The 23,208-nt window shown below is 72.5% G+C and carries 19 protein-coding genes and 1 pseudogene; 3 read left to right on the forward strand and 17 right to left on the reverse strand.

Annotation, left to right across the window (positions count from 1 at the left end):
• Positions 1 to 14: 14 nt before the first annotated feature.
• The 9 genes and pseudogenes from lepB (ACFY60_RS00480) to ACFY60_RS00520 form a co-directional block, all read right to left on the reverse strand.
• Entirely contained in the window at positions 15 to 935 is a 921-nt protein-coding gene (gene lepB, locus ACFY60_RS00480) for a signal peptidase I (RefSeq protein ID WP_388608188.1), read from the reverse strand.
• Entirely contained in the window at positions 868 to 1,800 is a 933-nt protein-coding gene (gene lepB / locus ACFY60_RS00485; protein WP_388608186.1) for a signal peptidase I, read from the reverse strand. Before lepB (ACFY60_RS00485) ends, lepB (ACFY60_RS00480) begins: the two co-directional genes overlap by 68 nt.
• A gap of 312 nt (positions 1,801 to 2,112) precedes the next feature.
• Positions 2,113 to 2,871, reverse strand: a pseudogene (gene lepB, locus ACFY60_RS00490) (signal peptidase I); the annotation flags it as partial.
• Positions 2,872 to 2,940: 69 nt separating this feature from the next.
• Positions 2,941 to 3,291, reverse strand: coding sequence for a 50S ribosomal protein L19 (gene rplS, locus ACFY60_RS00495; RefSeq protein ID WP_309051009.1), 351 nt, complete (start codon positions 3,289 to 3,291; stop codon positions 2,941 to 2,943).
• 127 nt (positions 3,292 to 3,418) lie between these two features.
• On the reverse strand, positions 3,419 to 4,240 hold the full coding sequence (trmD, locus tag ACFY60_RS00500; protein ID WP_388608003.1) for a tRNA (guanosine(37)-N1)-methyltransferase TrmD: 822 nt from the start codon (positions 4,238 to 4,240) through the stop codon (positions 3,419 to 3,421).
• Positions 4,237 to 4,836, reverse strand: coding sequence for a ribosome maturation factor RimM (gene rimM / locus ACFY60_RS00505; protein ID WP_388608001.1), 600 nt, complete (start codon positions 4,834 to 4,836; stop codon positions 4,237 to 4,239). The genes trmD and rimM overlap by 4 nt, the downstream gene beginning before the upstream one ends.
• Positions 4,837 to 4,936: 100 nt before the next feature.
• Entirely contained in the window at positions 4,937 to 5,176 is a 240-nt protein-coding gene (locus tag ACFY60_RS00510) for an RNA-binding protein (RefSeq protein WP_005311361.1), read from the reverse strand.
• Between the two features lie 2 nt (positions 5,177 to 5,178).
• Positions 5,179 to 5,622 (reverse strand): 30S ribosomal protein S16, encoded by a 444-nt coding sequence (gene rpsP / locus ACFY60_RS00515; RefSeq protein ID WP_309051012.1) that lies wholly within the window; start codon positions 5,620 to 5,622, stop codon positions 5,179 to 5,181.
• A 156-nt stretch (positions 5,623 to 5,778) separates the two neighbouring features.
• Positions 5,779 to 6,372, reverse strand: coding sequence for a hypothetical protein (locus ACFY60_RS00520; protein WP_309051013.1), 594 nt, complete (start codon positions 6,370 to 6,372; stop codon positions 5,779 to 5,781).
• A gap of 381 nt (positions 6,373 to 6,753) precedes the next feature.
• Here ACFY60_RS00520 and ACFY60_RS00525 point away from each other — a divergent pair, with 381 nt between their 5' ends.
• A complete protein-coding gene (locus ACFY60_RS00525; protein WP_388607999.1) occupies positions 6,754 to 7,482 on the forward strand; it encodes a class I SAM-dependent methyltransferase in 729 nt (242 codons plus the stop codon).
• A 103-nt stretch (positions 7,483 to 7,585) separates the two neighbouring features.
• On the opposite strand, the gene ftsH is transcribed toward ACFY60_RS00525, so the two are convergent.
• The 6 genes from ftsH to ACFY60_RS00555 all read right to left on the reverse strand — a co-directional run bounded on the left by ftsH (position 7,586) and on the right by ACFY60_RS00555 (position 17,584).
• Entirely contained in the window at positions 7,586 to 9,523 is a 1,938-nt protein-coding gene (gene ftsH / locus ACFY60_RS00530; protein ID WP_388607997.1) for an ATP-dependent zinc metalloprotease FtsH, read from the reverse strand.
• A gap of 169 nt (positions 9,524 to 9,692) precedes the next feature.
• Positions 9,693 to 11,249, reverse strand: coding sequence for a signal recognition particle protein (gene ffh / locus ACFY60_RS00535; RefSeq protein ID WP_388607996.1), 1,557 nt, complete (start codon positions 11,247 to 11,249; stop codon positions 9,693 to 9,695).
• Between the two features lie 115 nt (positions 11,250 to 11,364).
• Positions 11,365 to 13,839: a [protein-PII] uridylyltransferase gene (locus ACFY60_RS00540; protein WP_388607994.1), complete on the reverse strand. Its 2,475-nt coding sequence runs from the start codon at positions 13,837 to 13,839 to the stop codon at positions 11,365 to 11,367.
• A gap of 138 nt (positions 13,840 to 13,977) precedes the next feature.
• Positions 13,978 to 14,316 carry a P-II family nitrogen regulator gene (locus tag ACFY60_RS00545; RefSeq protein WP_030117734.1) on the reverse strand — a complete coding sequence of 113 codons (339 nt, stop codon included), beginning with the start codon at positions 14,314 to 14,316 and terminating at the stop codon, positions 13,978 to 13,980.
• On the reverse strand, positions 14,313 to 15,665 hold the full coding sequence (locus ACFY60_RS00550; RefSeq protein WP_388607992.1) for an ammonium transporter: 1,353 nt from the start codon (positions 15,663 to 15,665) through the stop codon (positions 14,313 to 14,315). Before ACFY60_RS00550 ends, ACFY60_RS00545 begins: the two co-directional genes overlap by 4 nt.
• A gap of 443 nt (positions 15,666 to 16,108) precedes the next feature.
• Complete coding sequence (locus ACFY60_RS00555; RefSeq protein WP_309051068.1) at positions 16,109 to 17,584, reverse strand: hypothetical protein; 1,476 nt, start codon at positions 17,582 to 17,584, stop codon at positions 16,109 to 16,111.
• Between the two features lie 426 nt (positions 17,585 to 18,010).
• Between ACFY60_RS00555 and ACFY60_RS00560 the strand changes: the two genes are divergently transcribed.
• On the forward strand, positions 18,011 to 18,664 hold the full coding sequence (locus ACFY60_RS00560; protein ID WP_388607990.1) for a bifunctional DNA primase/polymerase: 654 nt from the start codon (positions 18,011 to 18,013) through the stop codon (positions 18,662 to 18,664).
• A gap of 160 nt (positions 18,665 to 18,824) precedes the next feature.
• On the opposite strand, the gene ftsY is transcribed toward ACFY60_RS00560, so the two are convergent.
• Positions 18,825 to 20,051 (reverse strand): signal recognition particle-docking protein FtsY, encoded by a 1,227-nt coding sequence (gene ftsY / locus ACFY60_RS00565; protein ID WP_388608184.1) that lies wholly within the window; start codon positions 20,049 to 20,051, stop codon positions 18,825 to 18,827.
• A gap of 91 nt (positions 20,052 to 20,142) precedes the next feature.
• Between ftsY and ACFY60_RS00570 the strand changes: the two genes are divergently transcribed.
• Entirely contained in the window at positions 20,143 to 21,606 is a 1,464-nt protein-coding gene (locus ACFY60_RS00570; protein WP_388607988.1) for a cytosine permease, read from the forward strand.
• 98 nt (positions 21,607 to 21,704) lie between these two features.
• Here the strand turns inward: ACFY60_RS00570 and ACFY60_RS00575 are convergent, their stop codons facing one another.
• On the reverse strand, positions 21,705 to 23,138 hold the full coding sequence (locus ACFY60_RS00575; protein WP_388607987.1) for a sugar porter family MFS transporter: 1,434 nt from the start codon (positions 23,136 to 23,138) through the stop codon (positions 21,705 to 21,707).
• Between the last annotated feature and the right edge of the window lie 70 nt (positions 23,139 to 23,208).

Genomic DNA, 23,208 nt, shown 5'->3' on the forward strand with positions numbered 1-23,208 from the left:
ACCCTACCCGCGGGTCACTCCCCGGCGGTACGCCCGGCGGCGGTCTTCCTGCGGCGCCACAGGACGAGCGGGAGCGCTCCGGCGAGGCCCGCGGCGCCGGGGGCGACGGTCAGGGCAGCCTGGTTGAGGCCGGGCTGGTCGAAGAGGTCGGGGACCGGGAGCGTGGCCCAGCGGGTGAGGGGCCAGGCGACGACGACGGCGCGGCCGACGACGAGGTCCTCGGCGACGGTGCCGGCGCCGGGGAGTTCCTGGTGGAAGCGGGAGTCCAGGGAGTTCTGCCGGTTGTCGCCCATGACCCAGATGCGGCCCTCGGGGACCTTGACGGGGCCGAAGGAGTCCTGGCAGGGCACGGAGCCGGGGAAGAGGTAGGCGGTCTCGTCGAGTTCCTTGCCGTTGAGGACGACCTTGCCGCCCTCCTTGCAGGACACGGTGTCGCCGCCGACGGCGATGACCCGCTTGATGAGGTCCTTCTCCTCGGCGGACGGCATGAGGCCGATGAAGCTGAGGAACTTCTGCAGCGCGTTCGGCTCGGGGGTCGTCTCGCCCTCCAGCCAGCCGCCCGGGTCGTGGAAGACGACGACCTCGCCGCGCTCGGGCTCGGAGCCGAACCAGGGGGTGAGCTTGTCGACGAGGACCCGGTCGCCCTTCTTGAGGGTGTTCATCATCGATTCCGAGGGAATCGAGAAGGCCTGCACCAGGAAGGTCTTGATCAGCAGCGCGAGCAGCAGGGCGATGCCGACGAGGAGCGGCAGTTCCTTCCAGAAGGAGCGCTGCTTCTTCGGGCCCTTGCCGCGCGTGCCGTCGCCGTCGTTCCCGTCGCCGCCCCCGTGCGGGGGTTCGCCGCTGGTCATGTCGTCACCCGTCACGTCATCGCCTGAGGTCCCGTCGGCCCTTTTCTCGGGCTCGTCGTGTCCGGATCGTGCGCCGACGGCCAAATCCCCCACATCCACTCCTCACTCCGTGCAATCGCCCGTCCCGGAACAGGGACAGGCCCACCACTCCCATAACGAGCAGAAGTTCCGCAGGGGTCGGGAGCCAGGGCAATCCGTTGAGATCGCGCGGAGACACACTATGCGACAGACCGAGCGTGCTGCCGGAACCCGCACGTGCGTCCGGTACGGCGGCGAAGGTCTCGCGTTCCTCCAGGCGCCGCCAGTGGCCGACGGGCCAGGCGATGACGACCGCCCGGCCGACGACCTGGTCCTCGGCGACGGTGCCGTGGTCCTTCTCGTCGAGGTGGAAGCGGGAGTCGGCGGAGCCGGAGCGGTGGTCACCGAGGACGAAGACGCGGCCCTGGGGGACCTTGACCTCGAAGGGGATGGTGGACGGCCGGTCGCCGGGGTACAGGTAGGGCTCGTCCAGGGGGACGCCGTTGACGGTGATCCGGCCGTCCTTGTCGCAGCAGCGCACGGTGTCGCCGCCGACGGCGACGACCCGTTTGATGAGGTCGCGTTCGTCGGCGGAGGGCAGCAGGCCGATGAAGGTCAGCGCCTGCTTGGCCTGTTTCACCCCGACGGGGTCCTCGGGGGCCGGGGTGGTGTCGGGTTCGAGCCAGTTGCCGGGGTCCTTGAAGACGACGACGTCGCCGCGCCGGGGGCGGGAGCCGAACCAGGGGGTGAGCTTGTCGACGAGGACCCGGTCCTGGATGCGGATCGTCTGCTCCATGGAACCGGAGGGGATGACGAAGGCCTGGACGAGGAAGGTCTTGAGGACGAGCGCGATGAGGACGGCGACCGTGAGGAGGATGGGGATCTCACGGATCGCGGAGCGCCGGCGGCGCCGTTTGACCTTGCGGGCCAGTTTGCGCCGCTCGGCCCGCCCGGGCCGGGGGGCGTCCTGGCCGTCACCCGCGCGGGTCCCCCGCCGGGCGGTCTGCGCCGGCTACCCATGGGCTCCCGCTCCGGCCTCCCCGCCGTGTACCGCGCCTTCCGGCGTCACGGCCGGGTGACAGGCGTCGCGTACGGGAGCGGCGTCCGCCCCACGCACCGGCCCGGCGGACGGTACGGACTGCGCCGCGCCGTACGGGTCGGTCGCACCGTGCCGTACGGGCTCGCCGGACGGGGCGGGCCGGGCGGTGACCGGGGTGTGTGCGGGGCCCGCCGCGTGGGGCGCGCCGGTGCCGGAGGGGGGCGGCGGGACGCTGTCGAAGGCGTCCGTCGCCGGGACGGTGGACCAGCGGCCGACGGGCCAGGCGATCCAGTCGGCGCGGCCGATGACCTTCTCGACGGGCACCATGCCGCCGCCGGGGCTGCCGAGGTGGTCGCGGGAGTCGCTGGACTGGCTGCGGTGGTCGCCCATGACCCAGAGCCGGCCGGGCGGGACGACGATGTCGAAGGGCACGCCGGAGGGCTGGTCGCCGAACCTGAGGTACGCGGTCTCCCGGACGGGCACGCCGTTGACGCCGAGCCGGCCGTCCTTGTCGCAGCAGACCACCCGGTCGCCGCCGACCCCGACGACGCGCTTGACGAAGTCGGTCTCGTCGGGTTCGGCGAGGCCGAGCGCGGCCGCCGCGTCGTGCAACAGGCCGGCGACGGGGGCGCCGCCCGTCTCCTCGCGGACGAAGGAGCCGGTGCCGTCGAAGACGACGACGTCGCCGCGGCGCGGCTCGGCGCCGAAACGGTACGCCAGCTTGTTGACCAGGATCCGGTCACCGACCTGGAGCGTGGGTTCCATGGAGCTGCTGGGGATCAGGAAGGGCTGTGCGACGAAGTGGCTGAGGAGCAGCAGGAAGATCACGCAGGAGGCGCCGACGAGGCCGGTCCTGCGCCACGAGGGCGCCCGTCGGGAGGTCCCGGGAACGCGCGCGGAGCGCGACCCCTCCTCCGGTGCGGAGGAGCGGTCGCGCTCCGTGTGCTGTGCTTCGGTGTCCATCGGTGGCAGAGCCTATCCGGCCCGCCTGTGCGTGGAGTCGGAAGCGTCGCGCGGACGGTGAGCCGGAGCTCAGTTGTCGCGCTTCTCCTTGATCTTGGCAGCCTTGCCGCGCAGCTCACGCAGGTAGTAGAGCTTGGCGCGACGGACGTCACCGCGGGAGACGAGCTCGATCTTCTCGAAGATCGGGCTGTTCACCGGGAAGGTGCGCTCGACGCCGACGGAGAACGAGACCTTGCGGACCGTGAAGGTCTCGCTGACGCCCGAGCCCTGGCGACGGATGACGACGCCCTTGAACTGCTGGATACGGGAGCGGTTGCCCTCGATGACGCGCACGTGGACGTTCACGGTGTCGCCGGGACGGAAGGCGGGGAGGTCGGAGCGGAGCGAACCCGCGTTGACCTGGTCGAGCAGGGAGGCCATGGAGGTCTCTTTCCTCGCTGATGCCACAGGTCATCAGCGGTACGTTCGTGAGGATGGGATCGTCGTCCGCGGAGGGCGGGCGTCTTCCCCCTGTGGCAGGGGCGCGCGCCGGACGGACGACAGCGGCCTATTCTTCCACGCCCTCGACCCTGCGCCAAAATCGGCCGCCGGGTTCGGGGGCCCAGCCCAGCATCGAGAGGATCTCGCGGTCCTTCTTGTCGAAGGCGGCGGGGTCGCAGCGCTCGATGAGGTCGGGCCGGTTGGCCACGGTGCGGCGGAAGGCCTCGTCGCGCCGCCAGCGGGCGATCTTGCCGTGGTGGCCGCTGAGGAGGACCTCGGGGATGCCCCGGCCGCGCCACTCGGGGGGCTTGGTGTAGACGGGGCCTTCGAGGAGGTTGGCCATGGCGCCGGGGGCGAAGGAGTCGTCGCGGTGCGACTCGGCGTTGCCGAGGACGCCGGGCAGGAGGCGGGCGACGGCCTCGGTGACGACGAGGACAGCGGCCTCGCCGCCGGCGAGGACGTAGTCGCCGATGGACACCTCGTAGACGGGCACGCGGGTGGCGTACTCGTCCATGACGCGGCGGTCGATGCCCTCGTAGCGGGCCGGGGTGAAGATCAGCCAGGGCCGCTCGGAGAGTTCGACGGCGAGTTCCTGGGTGAAGGGGCGTCCGCTGGGGGTGGGGACGACGAGGACGGGGCCGTGCGCGCCCGCCTCGTACCCGTCGGCGAGGGTCTGGTCGAGGGCGTCGCCCCAGGGCTCGGTCTTCATGACCATGCCGGGGCCGCCGCCGTAGGGGGTGTCGTCGACGGTGTTGTGCCGGTCGTACGTCCAGTCGCGCAGGTGGTGGACGTGGACGTCGAGCTGTCCGCGGGCGCGGGCCTTGCCGACGAGGGAGACGTTCAGCGGTTCGAGGTACTCGGGGAAGATCGTGACGACGTCGAGCCTCATGCGTCCCGCTCCTCCGTACCCGCTTCCTCCGCTCCTTCCGCGTCCCGCTCCTCCGTCTCCGCGTCGCGCGCGGAGGCGATCACGGCGCGGTCGTCGATGAGGCCGGGGGGCGGGGTGATGACGGCGCGCTGGTCCTCCAGGTCGATCTCGGAGACGATCTCGGAGACGAAGGGGATCATCAGCTCGGTGCCGTCGGGGCGCTCCACGATGAAGAGGTCCTGGGACGGCAGGTGGGAGATCTCGGTGATGACACCGACCTCGGTGCCGTCGGCGAGGACCACGTCCAGGTCGATGAGCTGGTGGTCGTAGTACTCGTCCTCCTCCTCGGGCAGCTCGGTCGGGTCGACCTCGGCGATGAGGAGGGTGTTGCGGAGGGCTTCGGCGGCGGTGCGGTCGTGGACGCCCTCGAAGCGCAGCAGCAGCCTGCCGCTGTGGACCCGGCCGGACTCGATGGTCAGCGGCCCGGTGGAGGCCGGGTCGGTGAGGAGGACGGCCCCGGGGCCGAGCCTCAGCTCGGGCTCGTCGGTACGGACCTCGACGGTGACCTCGCCCTTGATGCCGTGGGCGCGGCCGATTCGCGCGACTACCAGCTGCACGACGTGAACACTCTCCTGTCGGACGACGACGGGCCGGGGCGGGCTCGAAAGCCCTCCCCGGCCCGCGCCGGCGCTTCTTAAGGTATGCGGCCGACCGTGGTCAGCGAACCTGGTCCACGTCGACGAGGTCGACGCGGATGCCGCGGCCGCCGATGGCGCCCACGACGGTGCGCAGCGCACGAGCGGTGCGGCCGTTGCGACCGATCACCTTACCGAGGTCGTCGGGGTGGACCCGAACCTCGAGCACGCGGCCACGACGCAGGTTGCGCGAAGCGACCTGCACATCGTCGGGATTGTCGACGATGCCCTTCACGAGGTGCTCGAGAGCCTCCTCGAGCATGCTCAGGCCTCGGTCGACTCGGTCGACGCGGCCTCGGCCTCGTCAGCCTTCTTGTCGGCCTTCTTGGCCTTGGGGGTGATGGCCTCACCCTTGTCGTCGCCGCCCTCGAGGGTCTTCGCGAACTCGTCGAACGACGCGCGCTTCGCCTCCTTGGTGGCCGGGGCCAGCAGCGGCTTCTCCGGGGCCGGCAGGCCCTTGTGCTTCTGCCAGTCGCCGGTGAGCTTCAGGATGGCGAGGACGGGCTCGGTCGGCTGGGCGCCGACGGACAGCCAGTACTGCGCACGCTCGGAGTCGACCTCGATACGCGACGGGTTGTACGTCGGGTGGTAGAGGCCGATCTCCTCGATCGCGCGACCGTCCCGGCGGGTGCGGGAGTCGGCGACGACGATGCGGTAGTGCGGCTGGCGAATCTTGCCGAGGCGCTTGAGCTTGATCTTGACTGCCACTGGAGTGGTGTCTCCTGGTCTTGACGTGGTGGGGCACCACGGGATGCCACGTGGGGTTGCGGTACCCGAGTTGCCCGATGGACGCGTCAGCCGGAGGAGAGAGGGGTCCTGTTCGACTGTCGAGTACAGCTAGCCATTGTGCCACACCCGGTCGGGTCAGTTGGCGGCGCCCACCGTCTCCGGAATGCGGAAGGGCTTGCCGCAGCCGCCGCACACGATCGGGGCCTGGGCCAGCACCGACGGCACCACGCGCACGTTGCGCCCGCAGTCGCAGACGGCCTTGACGCGGACGCCTCCGCCCGAGGAACCGTGCCGGGCGGCCGGTCCGCGGAAGGTGCGCTTGGTGTCGGCGGCCGTGGCCACGGTGTGGGCCTTCAGGGCGCGCTGGAGCCGTTCGATGGTGGGGCGGTAGCGGCGCCTCGCCTCGGCGTTGAGCGTGACCAGGGAGAAGCCGCTGCTGGGATGCGGCTCCTCGGGATGGTCGAGGCCCATCTCCTCGGCGATCGCGAGGAATCTGCGGTTGTGGTAGCGGCCGGCCCGTGAGGTGTCGCGGACTCCTCGGGCGGCGGCGATGCCGTGGACTGCCTCGTGGAGCAGTCGCTCGAAGGAGAGCTCGGCGCCGCAGGCGGACGAGGACTCTCCGATCAGGGACTCGGGCGCGGCGAGGTCCGGCAGCTCGGGGTGGTGCCGTTGAATGTCGGCCCACGCCTGCGCCAGCTCTGCGGCGAGAACAGGTGGTGTCGTGCTCACGTCGGGTACAACGAGCCGGATCCCTTCCGGGTTCCATTACGGGGCATCCCAAATAATTTGCACGTACCAGTCAGTTGGCCACTGATGCGTCCCGAGGAGGGCCAGTGCGCCGATCTGCGGAGAAGGGGCGCAGGGGGCGTCAAGCCGGTGCGTAGTGGCGCATACGCCCCGGCGCGTGGCCGCGGGGTGCGCGCCCGGCGGGAGCGGCGGCGGAGCCGGCCGGGCGAAGTGTTACGGGCACATTACCGGGACCGCCCGCAAGGCGGCGCACCGGGGCTCCCCCGGACGAATCGGTGCGGTGCCAGGACTGGACGCGGGCGGGGAAGCGCAGTTCCCTGGCTACGGGGGGCTGTCGTTCCGTCACGGATTGGGGCGTTCTCCATGACACCTACGCTCGTCCCGCACCACCCCGCCCGCGACTGGGCCGAGATCCAGGAGCGGATGCTCGTCCCGCTGTACGAGGCGGTCTACGACCGTCTCGGCGTGGGCGGGCGGTCCCGGGTGCTCGGCCTCGGCTGCGGTTCGGGCCTCGCGCTGCTGATGGCGGCGGCGCGGGGCGCCTCGGTGACCGGCGTCGACCGGGACCACGCGCGCGTGGAGCTGGCCCGGGAGCGGCTGCCGGAGGGGGTGGCGGTCGGGGACCGGGTGCCCGCGGACGCCGGCCCGTACGACGTGGTGACCGCGTTCGACGCGACGGACGCGCTGGGCGCGGAGCTGGCCGCGATCACCCGTTCGGCGCAATCCGGTGCGGCGGTCGTGCTGGCGTCGGCAGGGCCGCCGGAGCGGTGTGCGGCGGAGCCGGTGCTGCGGGTCGGGGCGCGCCTCGCGGACCGGTCCCCGGCGGGCCGCCCGGACCTGGACGGCCTGGTGGCCCGGGCGGGGCTGCGTCCCGAGGGCTCGGGCCGGGTGGCGTGCCCGTTCGGCTACGCGGACGGGAGCAGCGCGGTGCGCGGCCTGTTGTCGACGGGGGTCTTCGACGAGGCGGTGCGGGCGACGGACCTGGCGCAGGTGGAGAAGGAGATCGAGGAGGCCCTCGCCCCGTTCGTCCGCGCGGACGGCACGGTGTGGATGCCGAACGTCTTCCGGTACGTGATCGCCCGGGTGCCGTGACGGGGGCCGGCGGGCGTGGAGGCCGTACGGCTCCGGGCCCCGGGCTCGCCGTCCGCCCCGGGGCCCCTCGCCCGCTCCCCCGCGTCACCCGTCCGGGGGCGGATCAGTCCCCCGCGCCCAGGGCCCGTTCCGGGGCGGGCCGGGGCAGGCCGGCGGCGCGGTAGGCGTCGGCCTCCTCCAGGGTTTCGTGGGTGAGGAGGGCCTCGGCGAGGGCGTCGAGGCGGTCGCGGTGTTCGCGGAGTTGGCGGACCGCGCTCTCGTAGCACTCGTCGACGATGCGGCGCATCTCCTCGTCGACGGTGTCGAGGGTGGTGGGGGCCGCGGAGAGGCCGTACGCCTGCTGGGCGTCGCCGGGGATGGCGGAGAGGCGGCCGACGCGGGCGCTCATGCCCCAGCGGCCGGCCATGCCGCGGGCGATGCGGGTGACCTGTTCGAGGTCGCTCTCGGCGCCGGTGGTGACGACGCCGAAGACGACCTGTTCGGCGGCCATGCCGCCGAGGGCGCCGATGATCCGGCCGCGCAGGTACTCCTCGGTGTAGGCGTACTTGTCGGCGTCGGGGGTGGAGAGCGTGACGCCGAGGGCGCGGCCGCGCGGCACGATGGTGATCTTGCGGACGGGGTCGGCGCCGGGCTGGAGCATGCCGAGGAGGGCGTGGCCGCTCTCGTGGTAGGCGGTGCGGCGCCGTTCCTCCAGGGGCATGACGAGGGGGCGTTCGGCGCCGAGCTGGACCTTCTCCAGGGCGTCGGAGAGGTCGGTGGGGGTGACGGTCTTCCGCTGGCGTTTGACGGCGAGGAGCGCGGCCTCGTTGGCGAGGTTGGCGAGTTCGGCGCCGGTCATGCCGGGGGTGGTGCGGGCGACCTGGGCGAGATCGACGTCCTGGGCGAGGGGGATCTCGCGGGTGTGGATGCGGAGGATGGCCTCGCGGCCGCCGCGGTCGGGCGGGTTGACGTGGACGACGCGGTCGAAGCGGCCGGGGCGGGTGAGGGCGGGGTCGAGGACGTCGGCGCGGTTGGTGGCGGCGAGGACGATGACACCTTCGGAGCCGGTGAACCCGTCCATCTCGGTGAGGATCTGATTGAGGGTCTGCTCGCGTTCGTCGTGGCCGCCCATGCCGGCGCCGCCGCCGCGGGCGCGGCCGATGGTGTCGATCTCGTCGATGAAGATGATGGCGGGGGCCACCTTGCGGGCCTCGGCGAAGAGTTCGCGGACGCGGGAGGCGCCGACACCGACGATCATCTCGATGAACTCGGAGGCGGAGGCGGAGAAGAAGGGCACCTGGGCCTCTCCCGCGACGGCCCGGGCGAGGAGGGTCTTGCCGGTGCCGGGCGGTCCGGCGAGGAGGACGCCGCGGGGCATCTTGGCGCCCATGGCGCGGTAGGCGTCGGGGTGCTTGAGGAAGTCGACGACGTCGTTGAGTTCGCCCTCCACCTCGTCGATGCCGGCGACGTCGGCGAAGGTGGTGCGCCGGGCGCCCTCCAGCTCGACGGGTTTCGGCGGCTGTTTGCGGCCGAGCATGCCGCCCGCGCCGCCCATGCCGGCGCTCATCCGGCGGGCGATGAGGACCCACAGGAGGACGAGGAGCAGCATCGGCGCCAGGGAGATGAGGAGGTTGGCGAGGAAGGAGCGTTCCTGGACGACCGGCCGGGCGGTGACGGTGACCTTCTGCTTCGTGAGCTGGGCCCACAGGTCGTCGTCGGCGAAGGCGGGCCGCTGGGTGCGGAACGTGGTGTAGTCGCCCTCGCCGTCGGGGACGGGCCGCTTGTTCTTGAGGGTGCCCTGGATGGCGTCGCCCTTGGAGTAGAGGGTGGTGACGTTGCCGGCGGCGACCTGTCTGCTGAACTCGGTGTACGAGATGGTGGGGCCGTCGCCCTCGTTGAAGAACGAGAGCACCAGGTTGGTGACGAGGTAGACGGCGAGGGCGGTGAGGACGAGGCTGCCCCAGCCGCCGGGCATCTTCCGCTTGGGGGGCGGGGGCGGCGGTGCCCCTTCCGAGCGCCAGGGCTGGTCGGTCCGGTCGCGCGGGGGTACGGGGTTGGCCACGGGCTCTCCTCGGGGCGGCGGTCGCCCCCAGTATCGGCAGATCGGGGCGGAAGCGGCATCACGGGCGATCCGGAGGGACGACAAGGGGCCCGGGCGGTCGTCTCCGTACCGCTCCGGGCCCCTCGTCGTGCTGCGGCGTCCGCGTGAGGGGTTCGTGGCCCCTGCCGGATCAGCCCATGAACTTCTTGAACTCCTCCGGGAGCTCGAAGTCCTGCGGGGCCTGGCCGGCGGCCGGGAGGCCGAACGCGCCGCCCTGCTGGGCGGCCTGCTCCCGGCGCTCGGCGGCGGCCTGCTCCTCGGCCTTCCGCTTCATCGGGTTGCCGCTCTTGCGCTTGCCCTTGGCCTGCTTCTGCTGCTTCTTCTGGCGGCCGGGGCCGCCGCCCATGCCCGGGATGCCGGGCATGCCGGGCAGGCCGCCGCCCTGGGCCATGCGGGACATCATCTTGCGGGCCTCGAAGAACCGCTCGACCAGGCCCTTCACGGCGCTGACCTCGACCCCGGAGCCCTTGGCGATACGGGCCCGGCGGGAGCCGTTGATGATGGTCGGGTCCTGGCGCTCGGCCGGGGTCATCGACTTGATGATGGCGGCGGTGCGGTCGACGTCCCGCTCGTCGATGTTGTTGATCTGCTCCTTCATCTGGGCCATGCCGGGCAGCATGCCGAGGAGCTTGGAGATGGAGCCCATCCGGCGGACCTGCTCCATCTGGGCGAGGAAGTCGTCGAGGGTGAACTCCTGGCCCTTCTTCGACGCGAGCTTGGAGGCCATCTTGGCGGCCTCTTCCTCGTCGAAGGTCTGCTGGGCCTTCTCGATGAGCGAGAGCATGTCGCCCATGCCGAGGATGCGGGACGCCATGCGGTCCGGGTGGAACGCGTCGAAGTCGTCCAGCTTCTCGCCGTTGGAGGCGAACATGATCTGCTTGCCGGTGACGTGCGCGATGGAGAGCGCGGCACCGCCGCGGGCGTCGCCGTCGAGCTTGGAGAGCACGACGCCGTCGAAGCCGACGCCGTCGCGGAAGGCCTCGGCGGTGTTGACCGCGTCCTGGCCGATCATGGCGTCGACGACGAAGAGGATCTCGTCGGGGCTGACGGCGTCGCGGATGTCCGCGGCCTGCCGCATCAGCTCCTGGTCGATGCCGAGGCGGCCGGCGGTGTCGACGATGACGACGTCGTACAGCTTGGTCCGCGCGTGCTCGATGGAGTCCTTGGCGACCTGGACCGGGTCGCCGACGCCGTTGCCGGGCTGCGGGCCGTAGAAGGCGACGCCGGCGCGGTCGGCGACGACCGAGAGCTGGTTGACGGCGTTGGGGCGCTGGAGGTCGCAGGCGACGAGCAGCGGGGAGTGGCCCTGGCCCTTGAGCCAGAGGCCGAGCTTTCCGGCGAGCGTGGTCTTACCGGCACCCTGGAGACCGGCGAGCATGATCACGGTGGGGCCGGACTTGGCGAAGCGCAGGCGGCGGGTCTCGCCGCCGAGGATCCCGATCAGCTCGTCGTTGACGATCTTGATGACCTGCTGGGACGGGTTCAGGGCCTTGGAGACCTCTGCGCCGAGGGCCCGCTCCTTGACGTTCTTGATGAACGCGCGGACGACCGGGAGGGCGACGTCCGCCTCGAGGAGTGCGATACGGATTTCCCGGGCCGCGCTGTCGATGTCCTGCTCGGAAAGGCGACCCTTGCCCCGGAGGCTCTTGAAAGTCGCGCTCAGGCGGTCGGAGAGAGTATCGAACACGGCGCTCGTCGGTCCTTGAGGTCGGGGGCAGAGAATCGCCCTCCAGGGTATCCGGCCCGCCGCATGAATCGTCCCTGCCCACCGGATCGGCCGCCCGGGGGTGCGTCCCGTCCGGTCACCGCAGGGCCTTCTCCAGTGCCCGGGCGAGGTCGGCCGCCTCCCCGTCCGTGAGGAGGGTGCCGTCCGGGCGGGTCACGTACAGGGTGTCGACGGCGTTGGCGCCGAGCGTGGAGACATGGGCGCTGCGGACCCGTACCGCCGCGCCTTCCAGGGCGCGGCCGATGCGGTGGAGGAGGCCGGGGGCGTCCTGGGCGCGGACCTCCAGGACGGTGGCGAGGCGGGATCCGGCGGCGGCGACGGTGACGCGGGGCGGTGGCGCCTGGACGCCGCGGCGCCGGGGGTAGGCGGCCTCGCGTTCGGCGAGCCGGGCGGCGATGTCGAGGGTGCCGTCGAGGGCGCGGACGAGGTCGGCGCGCAGGCGGTGGGCCTGGGGCAGGGAGCCGTACTCGGCGGCGACGCGCCAGTCGAGGACCAGGACGGAGTTCTCGCCCGCCCCGTCGCCGGGTGCGGTGATGAGCCCGTCCGGGAGGTGGACGGCCCGCAGGTCGGCGGCGCGCACGGTGAGGCGGTGCAGGGCGAGGACGCCCGCGACGGCGGGGAGCACGCCGGGCCGGTCGGGCAGGGCGATGACGAGTTCGACGCCGACGGGTTCGGGTTCGTCCGGGTCGAGGGGCTGGTCCTCGCGGGTGTGCAGGGCGAGGACGGGTTCGCCGGTGCGCAGGGCCTCGACGGCGAGGCGTTCCTGTGCGGCGCTGGGGGCGGCGGCCTCGGGGTCGGGCAGGGGTTCGCCCGCGAGGACGCCCGCGACGCGTTTGACGAGGTCATCCACGAGGAGTGCGCGCCAGGCGGACCAGGCGGCGGGTCCGGTGGCGAGGGCGTCGGCCTCGGTGAGGGCGTGCAGGAGTTCCAGCGTCCCGTAGGTGCCGACGGCGGTGGCGACGGACCGGACGGTGGCGGGGTCGTCCAGGTCGCGGCGGGTGGCGGTGTCGATGAGGAGGAGGTGGTGGCGGACGAGGGTGGCGAGGGTGGCGGTGTCGGTGCGGTCGAAGCCGATGCGGGCGGCGAGGTCGCGGGCGATGGTCTCCCCTGCGACGGAGTGGTCGCCGGGCCAGCCCTTGCCGATGTCGTGGAGGAGGGCGGCGACGAGGAGGAGGTCGGGCCGGCCGACGCGGCGGGTGAGGGAGGCGGCGCGGACGGCGGTCTCCACGAGGTGGCGGTCGACGGTCCAGGTGTGGACGGGGTTGCGCTGGGGGCGGTGGCGGACCCGGTCCCAGTCCGGCAGGAGGCGGGTGACGAGGCCTTCGGCCTCCAGGGCCTCCCAGACGGGTACGGCGGGCGGCCCGGCGCCGAGGAGGGTGACGAGTGCCTCGCGGGCCTCGGCGGGCCACGGCACGGGGAGCGGGCCGGCGGTGGCGGCGAGGTGGCGTACGGCGTGCGGGGAGAGCGGCAGTCCGGCCTGGGCGGCCGCCGCGGCGGCGCGCAGCGGCAGCACCGGGTCGCGTTCGGGGCGGGCGGTGCGGGCGAGGACGGCCTCGCCGTCCATCTCGACGACGCCCTCGGCGAGGGGGGTGCGTTCGGCGGGCGGTTTCCCGGCCGTGGAGCGGCCGCCGAAGACGGCCCGGAGGCGGGGGCGGGCGGTGCGTGCCGTGAGGACGCGGGCGACCGCGCGCCAGGTGACGTCGGAGGCGTACGCGACGGTGCCGGCTGCCTCGTACACCTCGCGGAGCAGGGTGTCGGCGTCGAGGAGGCCGAGGGTGCGGGCGACGGCGTCCTGTTCCTGGAGGGCGAGCCGGTCGGTGGCGCGGCCGGTGGCGAGGTGGAGCGCGTCGCGGGCGTCGAGGAGGCGGCGGCGGGCGGCGTCGAGGCCGTCGCGGGGGGCGTCGGCGAGCCAGGAGGCGGCGACGGCGCGAAGGGCCTGGGCGTCGCGCAGGCCGCCGCGGGCCTCCTTCAGGTCGGGTTCGAGGAGGAAGCGGAGTTCGCCGGAGCGTTCGGCGCGTTCGCGGCAGAGCGCGGCGAGTTCCGGCAGGCGGCGGGTGGCCTGGTCGCGCCAGTCGGCGAGGACGGTGGTGCGCAGGGCGGTGACGAGCGCGGTGTCGCCGGCGAGGGGGCGCGCGTCGAGGAGGCCGAGGTGGACCTTGAGGTCGTCGGCGGCGGTGGTGCGGGCCTCGGCGGGGGTGCGGACGGAGTGGTCGAGGGCGATGCCGAGGTCCCAGACGGGGTACCAGACGCGGTCGGCGAGGGCGGCGACGGCGGCCTTGTCGGCGGTGCCGTCGTGCAGCAGGAGGAGGTCGAGGTCGCTGCGCGGGGAGAGTTCCCCGCGGCCGTACCCGCCGACCGCGACGAGGGCGGTGCCGGGGGGCGGGGCGGCGGCGGTGAAGAGGCCGGTGAGCCAGTCGTCGGTGAGGCGGGCGAGGGCCGCGCGGCGCGGCGGGCCCGGCCGCTCCTTCTCCGAGAGGAGGAGTTGCCGGGCCGCCGCGTACCGGCCGGGTCCCGGGTCGTCGGTCTGCGTGCGCGTGTCGGGGTTCGTCACCCGGCGGCTCCCGTCCGTGTGTGCCGTGCCTCGGTCCAGGCGGTGCGGCGGTCCCGTGCCGTGGCCGGTCCCGTGCGGGGCGGTCCGCCCGCCCCGCCCGCTGTCGTGCGTGTGATCGCGCGAGGGTCGCGCCTGCGCCTACAGGGCGTCGGGTCCGCGTTCGCCGGTGCGGACGCGGACGGCCGTGTCGACCGGGACGCTCCACACCTTGCCGTCTCCGATCTTGCCGGTGCGTGCGGCCTTCACGACGACCTCGATGAGCTGTTCGGCGTCCTCGTCCTCGACCAGGACCTCGATGCGGATCTTGGGGACGAGGTCGACGGTGTACTCGGCGCCGCGGTAGACCTCGGTGTGGCCGCGCTGGCGTCCGTATCCGCTGGCCTCGGTGACGGTGAGGCCGTGGACCCCGAAGGCCTGGAGGGCCTCCTTGATCTCGTCCAGCCGGTGCGGCTTGACGACCGCGGTGATGAGCTTCATGCGTCCACCTTCTTGTTCTGCGTGACGGCCGGGGCGGGTGCGGCGGTGGCGGTGGTGCGCGGGGCGGTGCCGCCGCCCGCGCCGCTGAAGTCGTAGGCGGTCTCGGCGTGCTCGACCTGGTCGATGCCGGAGACCTCGTCGTCCTCGCTGACCCGCATCCCCATCGTCCTGTCGATGACGAGGGCGAGGACGGCGGAGACGATCAGGGAGTAGGCGAGGACGGCGAGGACGCCGACGGCCTGCTTGCCGAGCTGTTCGAAGCCGCCGCCGTAGAAGAGGCCCTTGGCGTCGGACTGGACGCCGCCGGTGGCGAAGAAGCCGACGAGGAGGGAGCCGATGACGCCGCCGACGAGGTGGACGCCGATGACGTCGAGGGAGTCGTCGTAGCCGAGCTTGTACTTGAGGCCGACGGCCATGGCGCAGACGAGGCCGGCGACGGCGCCGATGGCGATCGCGCCGAGCGGGGAGCAGGAGCCGCCCGCGGGGGTGATGGCGACGAGGCCGGCGACGGCGCCGGAGGCGGCGCCGAGCGTGGTGAAGGCGCCGTGGCGGAGCTTCTCGTAGGCGAGCCAGGCGAGCATGGCGGCGGCGGTGGCGACCTGGGTGTTGACGAACATGACGGCGCCGACGCCGTCGTCGTTGCCGAGCCAGGAGCCGGCGTTGAAGCCGAACCAGCCGAACCAGAGCAGGCCTGCGCCCAGCATGACGAGCGGCAGGCTGTGCGGGCGCATCGGGTCCTTCTTGAAGCCGACGCGCTTGCCGATGACGAGGATGACGCCGAGGGCGGCGGCGCCCGCGTTGATGTGGACGGCGGTGCCGCCGGCGAAGTCGATGACGCCCATCTCGAACAGCCAGCCGCCGGCGCCCCAGACCCAGTGGGCGACGGGGAAGTAGACGACGGTGGCCCAGAGGGCGACGAAGAGGGCCCAGGCGGTGAACTTGACCCGGTCGGCGAGGGCGCCGCTGATGAGCGCCGGGGTGAGGACGGCGAACATCAGCTGGAAGACGGCGAAGACGTAGACCGGGATGGTGTAGCCGTCCCAGAGTTCGGTGACGCCGATGCCGCTGAGGCCGATGTACTCCGGGGACCAGCCGATGACGGAGCCGATGTCGGTGCCGAAGGCGATGCCGAAGCCGTAGAGCACCCACAGGACGGTGACGATCCCGAGGCTGATGAAGCTCATCATCAGCATGTTCAGGGTGGATTTGACGCGGACCATGCCTCCGTAGAAGAAGGCGAGCGCCGGGGTCATCAGCATGACCAGGGCGGAGCAGATGAGCATGAACCCGGTGTTGGCGGCGGACAGCGCGGGGGCGTCCGCTGCCAGGGTCGTGACGGCTGGTGCCATCGGCGTCTCCTCGTCGTCGGGGCGGCCTGTGCGGGGCGGGGCCGGGGAGCGGCCGGCCGTGAGGGTGGCCGGTTATGGGCCCTGAGGTTGGCGCAGCGCCGTTTCGGCCGATGCCGCCCGATGTTTCGGAGCGGTGACGAAGGGGTGGGGCGTGTTACGCGGCCGTGAACGCCCGGGTCACGGCGAGGTCACGGGCGTATCCTGCGCGCGGCCGGCCGGTGCGGGGCGTCCGGCGGGGTCGTACGGCGGCTCCGGTGCGGGGGCGGGGCGGCCGGATCCGGCGGCATCGCGGCGCGGGGGCGGGGGGCCACGGCGCGCGTTCGCCGAACCCGGACGCGGACCGGCCGCGCCCTGGTCCGTGTGTCCTGTGCGGCGGGGGAGCCGAGTCGGGCAGTACGGGACGCGGGGCGCGGCCGGGGTTCGGGGGCTCGTGGGGAGCGGGGTCAGACCGCTTCGGCGGCCTCGGGCAGGAGCTGGGTGAGGCGGTCGGTGAGCTGGACGACCTCGGCGACGTCGCCGAAGTCGCGCGCGGCGGTGTCCACGGTCTTGCGGAGCCGGTTGTTGACCCGCTCGGAGCGGATGCTCTTGGCGACGCCGAGGGCCTTCTCGGCGAGGACCACGGACTGCTCGGGCTCGCGCTTGAGGAGGTGGACGGTGGCCATGCCGATGAGGTTGAGGGCGTAGGACCGCTGGTGGCCGGGGTCCTTCTCGAAGAGTTCGACGGCCCGCTCCATCACGGGTTCCGCGAGGGAGGCGTACGTCGGGGAGCGCCCGGCGACGTAGGCGAGGTCGCGGTAGGAGTGGGAGTTCTCGCCGTTGAGTTCGGCCTCGGTGAAGAAGGCGATCCAGTCGGGCTCCGGCTCGCCGTCGAGGCCCACGTCGGCGAAGGTGTCCTCGGCCATGCGGACGGCCCGCTTGCACTTGGACGGCTGGCCCATGTTGGCGTAGGCGCGCGCCTCCATCGCGTACAGCATGGCCTGGGTGCGGGGGGTGGCGCAGTCACGGCTGCCGTACTGGGCGAGGTGGATGAGTTCGAGGGCGTCGTCGGGCCGGCCGAGGTGGATCATCTGGCGGCTCATGGAGGAGAGGATGTACGAGCCGAGGGGCTTGTCGCCGGCTTCCTTGGCGGCGTGCAGGGCGAGCACGAAGTATTTCTGGGCGGTGGGCTGGAGGCCCACGTCGTAGCTCATCCAGCCGGCGAGTTCGGCGAGTTCGGCGGCGCAGCGGAAGAGGCGCCGGGCGGTGGCGGCCGGCTGGGGTTCCTGGAGGAGGTCGGTGACCTCGTGGAGCTGTCCGACGACGGCCTTGCGGCGCAGTCCGCCGCCGCACTGGGCGTCCCAGGTGCGGAACATGGCGGTGGTGGACTCGAGCAGGTCGAGTTCGATGTCGGAGAGCCGGTGGGGCCGGTGCGCGTCGGGCGCGGGCGCGGGGCGCCCGGGGTCGCCCGCCGGGGTGGGGACGAGCCAGCGCTGCATGGGCTCGATGAGGGCCGGGCCGGCGGCGAGCGAGAGCGAGGAACCGAGGAAGCCGCGGCGGGCGAGCATGAGGTCGCTGCGGGAGAACTCGCTGAGCAGGGCGACGGTCTGCGGGCCGGCCCAGGGCAGGTCGACGCCGGAGACGGACGGGGACTGGTGGGCGGTGCGCAGTCCGAGGTCCTCGACGGCGACGACCGAGCCGAAGCGTTCGGAGAAGAGTTCGGACAGGATGCGCGGGATGGGTTCGCGGGGCTGTTCGCCGTCGAGCCAGCGGCGCACGCGGGAGGTGTCGGTGGAGATGTGGTGGGCGCCCATCTGGCGGGCCCTGCGGTTGACCTGACGCGCGAGTTCGCCCTTCGACCAGCCGCTGCGCACGAACCAGGAGCCCAGCCGCTCGTTCGGGCGCTTGCCGGCAGTCGTACCGTCTGCGCCGTTGCCGCCCACGGGAACGCCCCCATCCACTTGATCGCCTGTCGTGCGAAGCCTTACCAGGATGCCGCGTCCCACGGCATCCGTCCGGCGTTCTCACTCCTTCGGGCGGGAAACCGGCTTGCCTCCGGCATACCCGCGGCGCACGCGCCGTCCTGCCTCCGAGTACCGAAAGTAATCCTACGATCACCCCTCCAGCGAGGCCGTGCCAAGAAACGCCACCATTCGCCACCCCTTCGAATGAACTCGCCGGGCGGGTAACGCGATTCACTTGACATGCGACGAACCGGAGTCGGCGGACGGGAGCGCGCCGAGGCGCGTGTCGCGGTCCGCACCACCCCGTACGCGCCGCCGCGCCGCCTTCGGCGACAGAGGGTGACGGCCCGTGACGGGTGCGCTCCGGGTCGTAACCACCGGCGCTTTGGACCCGTTGGAGGGGGCATGGGCTTCACGATCGGCGGCATCCGCGAGATGCGGTCCGGCGCACGCCGCCGCGTACGCACCACGGAGTGCACAGCGGTGGCCGAGTACACCGGACTCTGGGGCTGGGACGTCGTTCCCGGCGCGCGGGCGGCCTCCGGCCGGTGCTCCTGCGGCGACGGGGGCTGTACGGCTCCGGGGGCGCACCCCCTGTCATTCGCCGAGCCGGTGCCGGCCGGCGCGGCGCTGGAGGACGCGACCAAGGCGTGGTCCGCGTACCCGGGGGCGGCGCTGATGCTGCCGGTCGGGCGGGCCTTCGACGTGATCGAGGTCGCGGAGGCGGCGGGGCGGCGGGCGCTGGTGCGCCTGGAACGCATGGGACTGCCGCTGGGGCCGGTCTGCGCGACCCCGACGGGACGGGCCCAGTTCTTCGTGGCGCCGGGGGCGGCGGCCGAGCTGCCGCGCCTGCTGTACCGGATGGGCTGGGACGACGCGGAGCTGGACCTGCACGGGCTGGGGCCGGGGCGGTACATCACCGCTCCCCCGTCGGACCGGGGCGGGCTCGGTCCGGTGCGCTGGCTGCGGCCCCCGACCCTGGACACGGCCGGTGCGCCGCCGCAGGCGCGGCTGCTGCTCGGCACTCTGGCGTACATCTGCCACCGCACCCACCGCTGAGCGCGCCCGGCGCTCCCGGGGACGGACCCGCGAGGGCCCCCGCCACGACGTGGCGGGGGCCCTTGCACGCGAGTCCTTCGCGGACCTTCCGGAGCGGCCCTCCTGCGCGGGCCCTTCCCGTGGCCGCGGCCCGGGGTGCGCTCCGGGCCGGTCCCCGGTGTCAGTCCCCGATCAGGGCGTCGACGAAGGCGCCCGGCTCGAAGGGGGCCAGGTCGTCCGCGCCCTCCCCCAGGCCGATCAGCTTGACCGGGACGCCCAGCTCGCGCTGGACGGCGATGACGATGCCGCCCTTGGCGGTGCCGTCGAGCTTGGTCAGGACGATGCCGGTGATGTCGACGACCTCGGCGAAGACGCGGGCCTGGATGAGGCCGTTCTGGCCGGTCGTGGCGTCGAGGACGAGGAGGACCTCGTCGAGCGGGCCGTGCTTCTCGACGACGCGCTTGACCTTGCCGAGCTCGTCCATGAGACCGGTCTTGGTGTGGAGGCGGCCGGCGGTGTCGATGAGGACGACGTCGGCCTTCTCCGCGATGCCCTCCTTGACCGCGTCGTACGCGATGGAGGCCGGGTCGCCGCCCTCGGGGCCGCGGATGGTGCGGGCGCCGACGCGCTCGCCCCAGGTCTGGAGCTGGTCGGCCGCGGCGGCGCGGAAGGTGTCGGCGGCGCCGAGGACGACGGACTTGCCGTCGGCGACCAGGACGCGGGCGAGCTTGCCGGTGGTGGTGGTCTTGCCGGTGCCGTTGACGCCGACGACCATCACGACACCGGGGGTGTCCGCGGCGCTCTCGGTGTGCACGGTCCGGTCGAGGTCGGGGCCGAGGAGGGTGATCAGCTCCTCGCGCAGCAGGCCGCGCAGCTCCTCGGGGGTGCGGGTGCCGAGGACCCTGACGCGCTCGCGCAGGCGCTCGACCAGTTCCTGGGTGGGGGCGACGCCGACGTCGGCGGTCAGCAGGGTCTCCTCGATCTCCTCCCAGGTGTCCTCGTCCAGGTGCTCGCGGGACAGCAGCGTGAGCAGTCCCTTGCCGAGCGAGTTCTGGGAGCGGGCGAGGCGGGCCCGGAGCCGTACGAGGCGGCCGGCGGTGGGCTCGGGGACCTCGATCTCGGGAGCCGGGGGCTCGGCGACGACGGGGTCCTCGACGGCGGCCGGCGTCTCGACGGCCTCCTCGGCGGTGGGGAGGCCGACCTCCTCGACGGTGCGGCGCGGTTCTTCCCGCGGCGTCTCCGCCTCGTCGCCGACGCGCGGTTCGGCGGGCGGAGCGGTGAGGGGCGGCGTGGTGGACGGCGGCTCGGCCGGCGGCAGCTGCTTCTTCTTGCGGCCGCTGATCACGAGCCCGCTGGTCACGGCGACCGCGACCACGGCGATGACGACGGCAAGGATGAGGATTTCGATTCCCATAACCTGTCCAGTATCGGCCACGACGGCCTCTTCGGCGGAGCACGTAGGCTGGGTGGGTCCCCCTACCTCTGCACGGAGTACCCCCATGCCCCACGCCTCCGACGCCGAAGGCGCCTCCACCGACAAGGCCCTGGAGACCCGCGGTCTCGAACCGGTCCCCGACGACGAACGCACCGGCCGGGTCCGCGGACTCTTCCCGACCTGGGTCGCGGCCAACATCAGTGTGCTGCTGCTCACGATGGGTGCCGGCCTGATCGTCTTCAACGGCCTGAACTTCTGGCAGGTGCTGGTCGTGGCCGCCGCCGCGCCCGTGCTGTCGTACGGGATCGTCGGTCTCATCTCGATCGCCGGCAAGCGCGGTGGAGCGCCCGGCATGGCGCTGTCGCGGGCCGTGTTCGGTCAGCGCGGAAACCTTTTTCCCGGGGCGCTGATCTGGGTGGCCCGATGGGGCTGGGAGACGATCAACGCGGTGACCGGCGCCTACGCGGTGCTGACCGTCCTGGACCTGCTTTTCGGTGTGAAGTCGAACACCTTCCTCATCGTGGTGACCCTGCTGGCCTTCGTCACCTGCACCTTCCTGGTTTCGGGCCTGGGCATCAACGCGCTGCGGGTGTGCAGCACCTGGTCGACGTATCTCTTCGGCGCGTTCTCCGTGCTGGTCCTGGTGCACCTGGTGGCGAACACCGACTGGGCGGCGGTCTTCGACAAGCCGGCCGGTTCGACGGCGATGATGATCGCGGGCATCGGCACGATCGCGGCCGGCGGCATCAGCTGGGTGCCCTCCGGCCCCGACTTCACCCGCTACCTGCCCCGGACGGCCTCCTCGAAGGCGATGGTCGCCACGACGGTCGGCGGCGCCGGGATCGTGGTGCTGCCGATGGTGCTGATGGGCGCGGTGATGGCGGTCGCCACGCCGGACCTGGCTTCGGCGCAGGACCCGGTCTCCTTCATCGGCGAGCTGCTGCCGGCCTGGATCTCGGTGCCGTACCTGCTGATCGCCCTGATCGGCATGCTGCTGATCAACTCGATGTCGATGTACTCGGCCGGGTTCACGGCGCAGACGCTCGGCATCAAGGTGTCGCGGGCGGCGGCGGTGAGTGTGAACGCGGTGATCAGCCTCGTCTTCGGCTTCCTGCTGATGGTGGTGGCGAGCAGCTTCATCGGGTCGTTCATCTCCTTCCTCACGCTGCTCGCGGTGGCCTTCTCGGCGTGGATCGGCGTCTTCGGCGTGGACATGCTGCGCCGGAGGTCGTACGACGCGGAGGCGCTGATGGACACCGGGCGGACCAGTGGCTACTGGTACCGGGGCGGTTTCGCCTGGCAGGCGATGACGGCCTGGGGCGTGGCGCTGCTGGTCGGCCTGCTGTTCACGAAGGTCGACTGGTTCTCCGGCCCGCTGGCCTCGTCGTGGATCGGCGAGAACGGTCTGGGCTGGGCGGCGACGATCGTGGTGGCCGGTGCGCTGTACACGGTGCTGCCCAGGACGGCCGCCGGGGAGCCGGCCGCGGCGGAGGAGTCCGCCGGGGAGCGGGTGACCGCGTCCGTCTGACGGCGGGCGGCAGTGGCCGCCGGTGGCACGACACTGCCCCGGTCCGTGGCGTGAGCCTCGGGCCGGGGCAGTCGTCGTGAGGAGAGGGGCAGCGGGGTTTAGCCCATCTCCTCCAACGCCTTGCCCTTGGTCTCCTTGACGTACCGGAGCACGAAGGGGATCGAGAGCACGGCGAAGACCGTGTAGATGACGTAGGTGCCGGACAGGTTCCAGTCGGCGAGGGACGGGAAGCTGGCGGTGATGGCCCAGTTGGCGATCCACTGGGCGGAGGCGGCCACGCCGAGGGCGGCTGCGCGGATGCGGTTGGGGAACATCTCGCCGAGGAAGACCCAGACCACGACACCCCACGAGAGGGCGAAGAAGAGGACGAAGACGTGGGCGGCGACGAGCGCCACGACGCCCTGCGTCTCGGGGAGCTTGCCGTCGACGAGGTCGGCGGAGAAGGCCCAGGCCTCGAAGGCGAGGGCGACGGCCATGCCGGCGGAGCCGACGAGGGCGAGCGGCCTGCGGCCGACCCTGTCGACCAGGACCATCGCGATCACGGTGCCGACGATGTTGATGATCGACGTGGTGAACGAGTAGAAGAACGAGCCGGACGGGTCGATGCCCACGGACTGCCAGAGGGTCGCCGAGTAGTAGAAGGCGACGTTGATGCCGACGAGCTGCTGGAAGACGGAGAGGCCGATGCCGACCCAGACGATGGGCAGCAGCTTGAACCGGGCGCCGGCCGCGAACAGGTCCTTGAAGGTGGACTTGTGCTCGCTGCGCATGGCCCGCTCGATCTCGGCGACGCGGCGGTCGAGGTCGACTCCGTGGCCCTCGACCTCGGCGAGTACCTCCTTGGCCCGGTCCGTGCGGCCGACGGAGATGAGGAAGCGCGGCGACTCGGGGATGGCGAAGGAGAGCAGCCCGTAGAGGAGGGCGGGGACGACCATCACGCCGAGCATCCACTGCCAGGCCTCCAGGCCGCCGATCTTGCCGCGCTGGTCGCCGTCGGCGAGCTGGAGGATGCCGTAGTTGACCAGCTGGGAGATGGCGATGCCGATGACGATCGCGGCCTGCTGGAAGGAGCCGAGACGGCCGCGGTAGGCGGCGGGGGCGACCTCGGCGATGTAGGCGGGGCCGATCACGGAGGCCATGCCGATGGCGAAGCCGCCGACGATCCGCCAGAAGGCGAGGTCCCAGAGGGCGAAGGGGAGCGCCGAGCCGACGGCGCTGACGGAGAAGAGGACGGCGGCGATCTGCATGCAGCGGATGCGGCCGATGCGGTCGGCGATGCGCCCGGCGGTGGCGGCGCCGATGGCGCAGCCGATGAGGGCGATCGCGATGACCTGGGCGAGGGTTCCGGAGCCGATGTCGTAGCGGTCACGGATGGCCTCGACCGCGCCGTTGATGACGGAGCTGTCGTAGCCGAAGAGGAAACCGCCCATCGCGGCCGAGGCCGTGATGAAGATGACGTGGCCGAGGTGGTCCGGATGGGCCGCCCGGCCTTCGGACGGCGGCGGCGTGGGCGCCTGCGCGGTGCTGGTCACATGGACTCCTCGGTGGGGGGATAGCCCTTCCAGTGGCGCACAACTTCACGCCGCCCACCACATGAAGGTA

This window comes from Streptomyces sp. NPDC012827 (genome assembly GCF_042900905.1).
Classification (GTDB): Bacteria; Actinomycetota; Actinomycetes; order Streptomycetales; family Streptomycetaceae; genus Streptomyces; species Streptomyces gulbargensis.

Bases quoted from the DNA above. Each gene is read 5' to 3' on its own strand.
- rplS (WP_309051009.1), bottom strand. From the start codon at position 3,291: ATGGCCTCCCTGCTCGACCAGGTCAACGCGGGTTCGCTCCGCTCCGAC.
- trmD (WP_388608003.1), bottom strand. From the start codon at position 4,240: ATGAGGCTCGACGTCGTCACGATCTTCCCCGAGTACCTCGAACCGCTG.
- ACFY60_RS00510 (WP_005311361.1), bottom strand. From the start codon at position 5,176: ATGCTCGAGGAGGCTCTCGAGCACCTCGTGAAGGGCATCGTCGACAAT.
- ACFY60_RS00525 (WP_388607999.1), top strand. From the start codon at position 6,754: ATGACACCTACGCTCGTCCCGCACCACCCCGCCCGCGACTGGGCCGAG.
- ACFY60_RS00545 (WP_030117734.1), bottom strand. From the start codon at position 14,316: ATGAAGCTCATCACCGCGGTCGTCAAGCCGCACCGGCTGGACGAGATC.
- ACFY60_RS00550 (WP_388607992.1), bottom strand. From the start codon at position 15,665: ATGGCACCAGCCGTCACGACCCTGGCAGCGGACGCCCCCGCGCTGTCC.
- ACFY60_RS00560 (WP_388607990.1), top strand. From the start codon at position 18,011: ATGGGCTTCACGATCGGCGGCATCCGCGAGATGCGGTCCGGCGCACGC.
- ACFY60_RS00570 (WP_388607988.1), top strand. From the start codon at position 20,143: ATGCCCCACGCCTCCGACGCCGAAGGCGCCTCCACCGACAAGGCCCTG.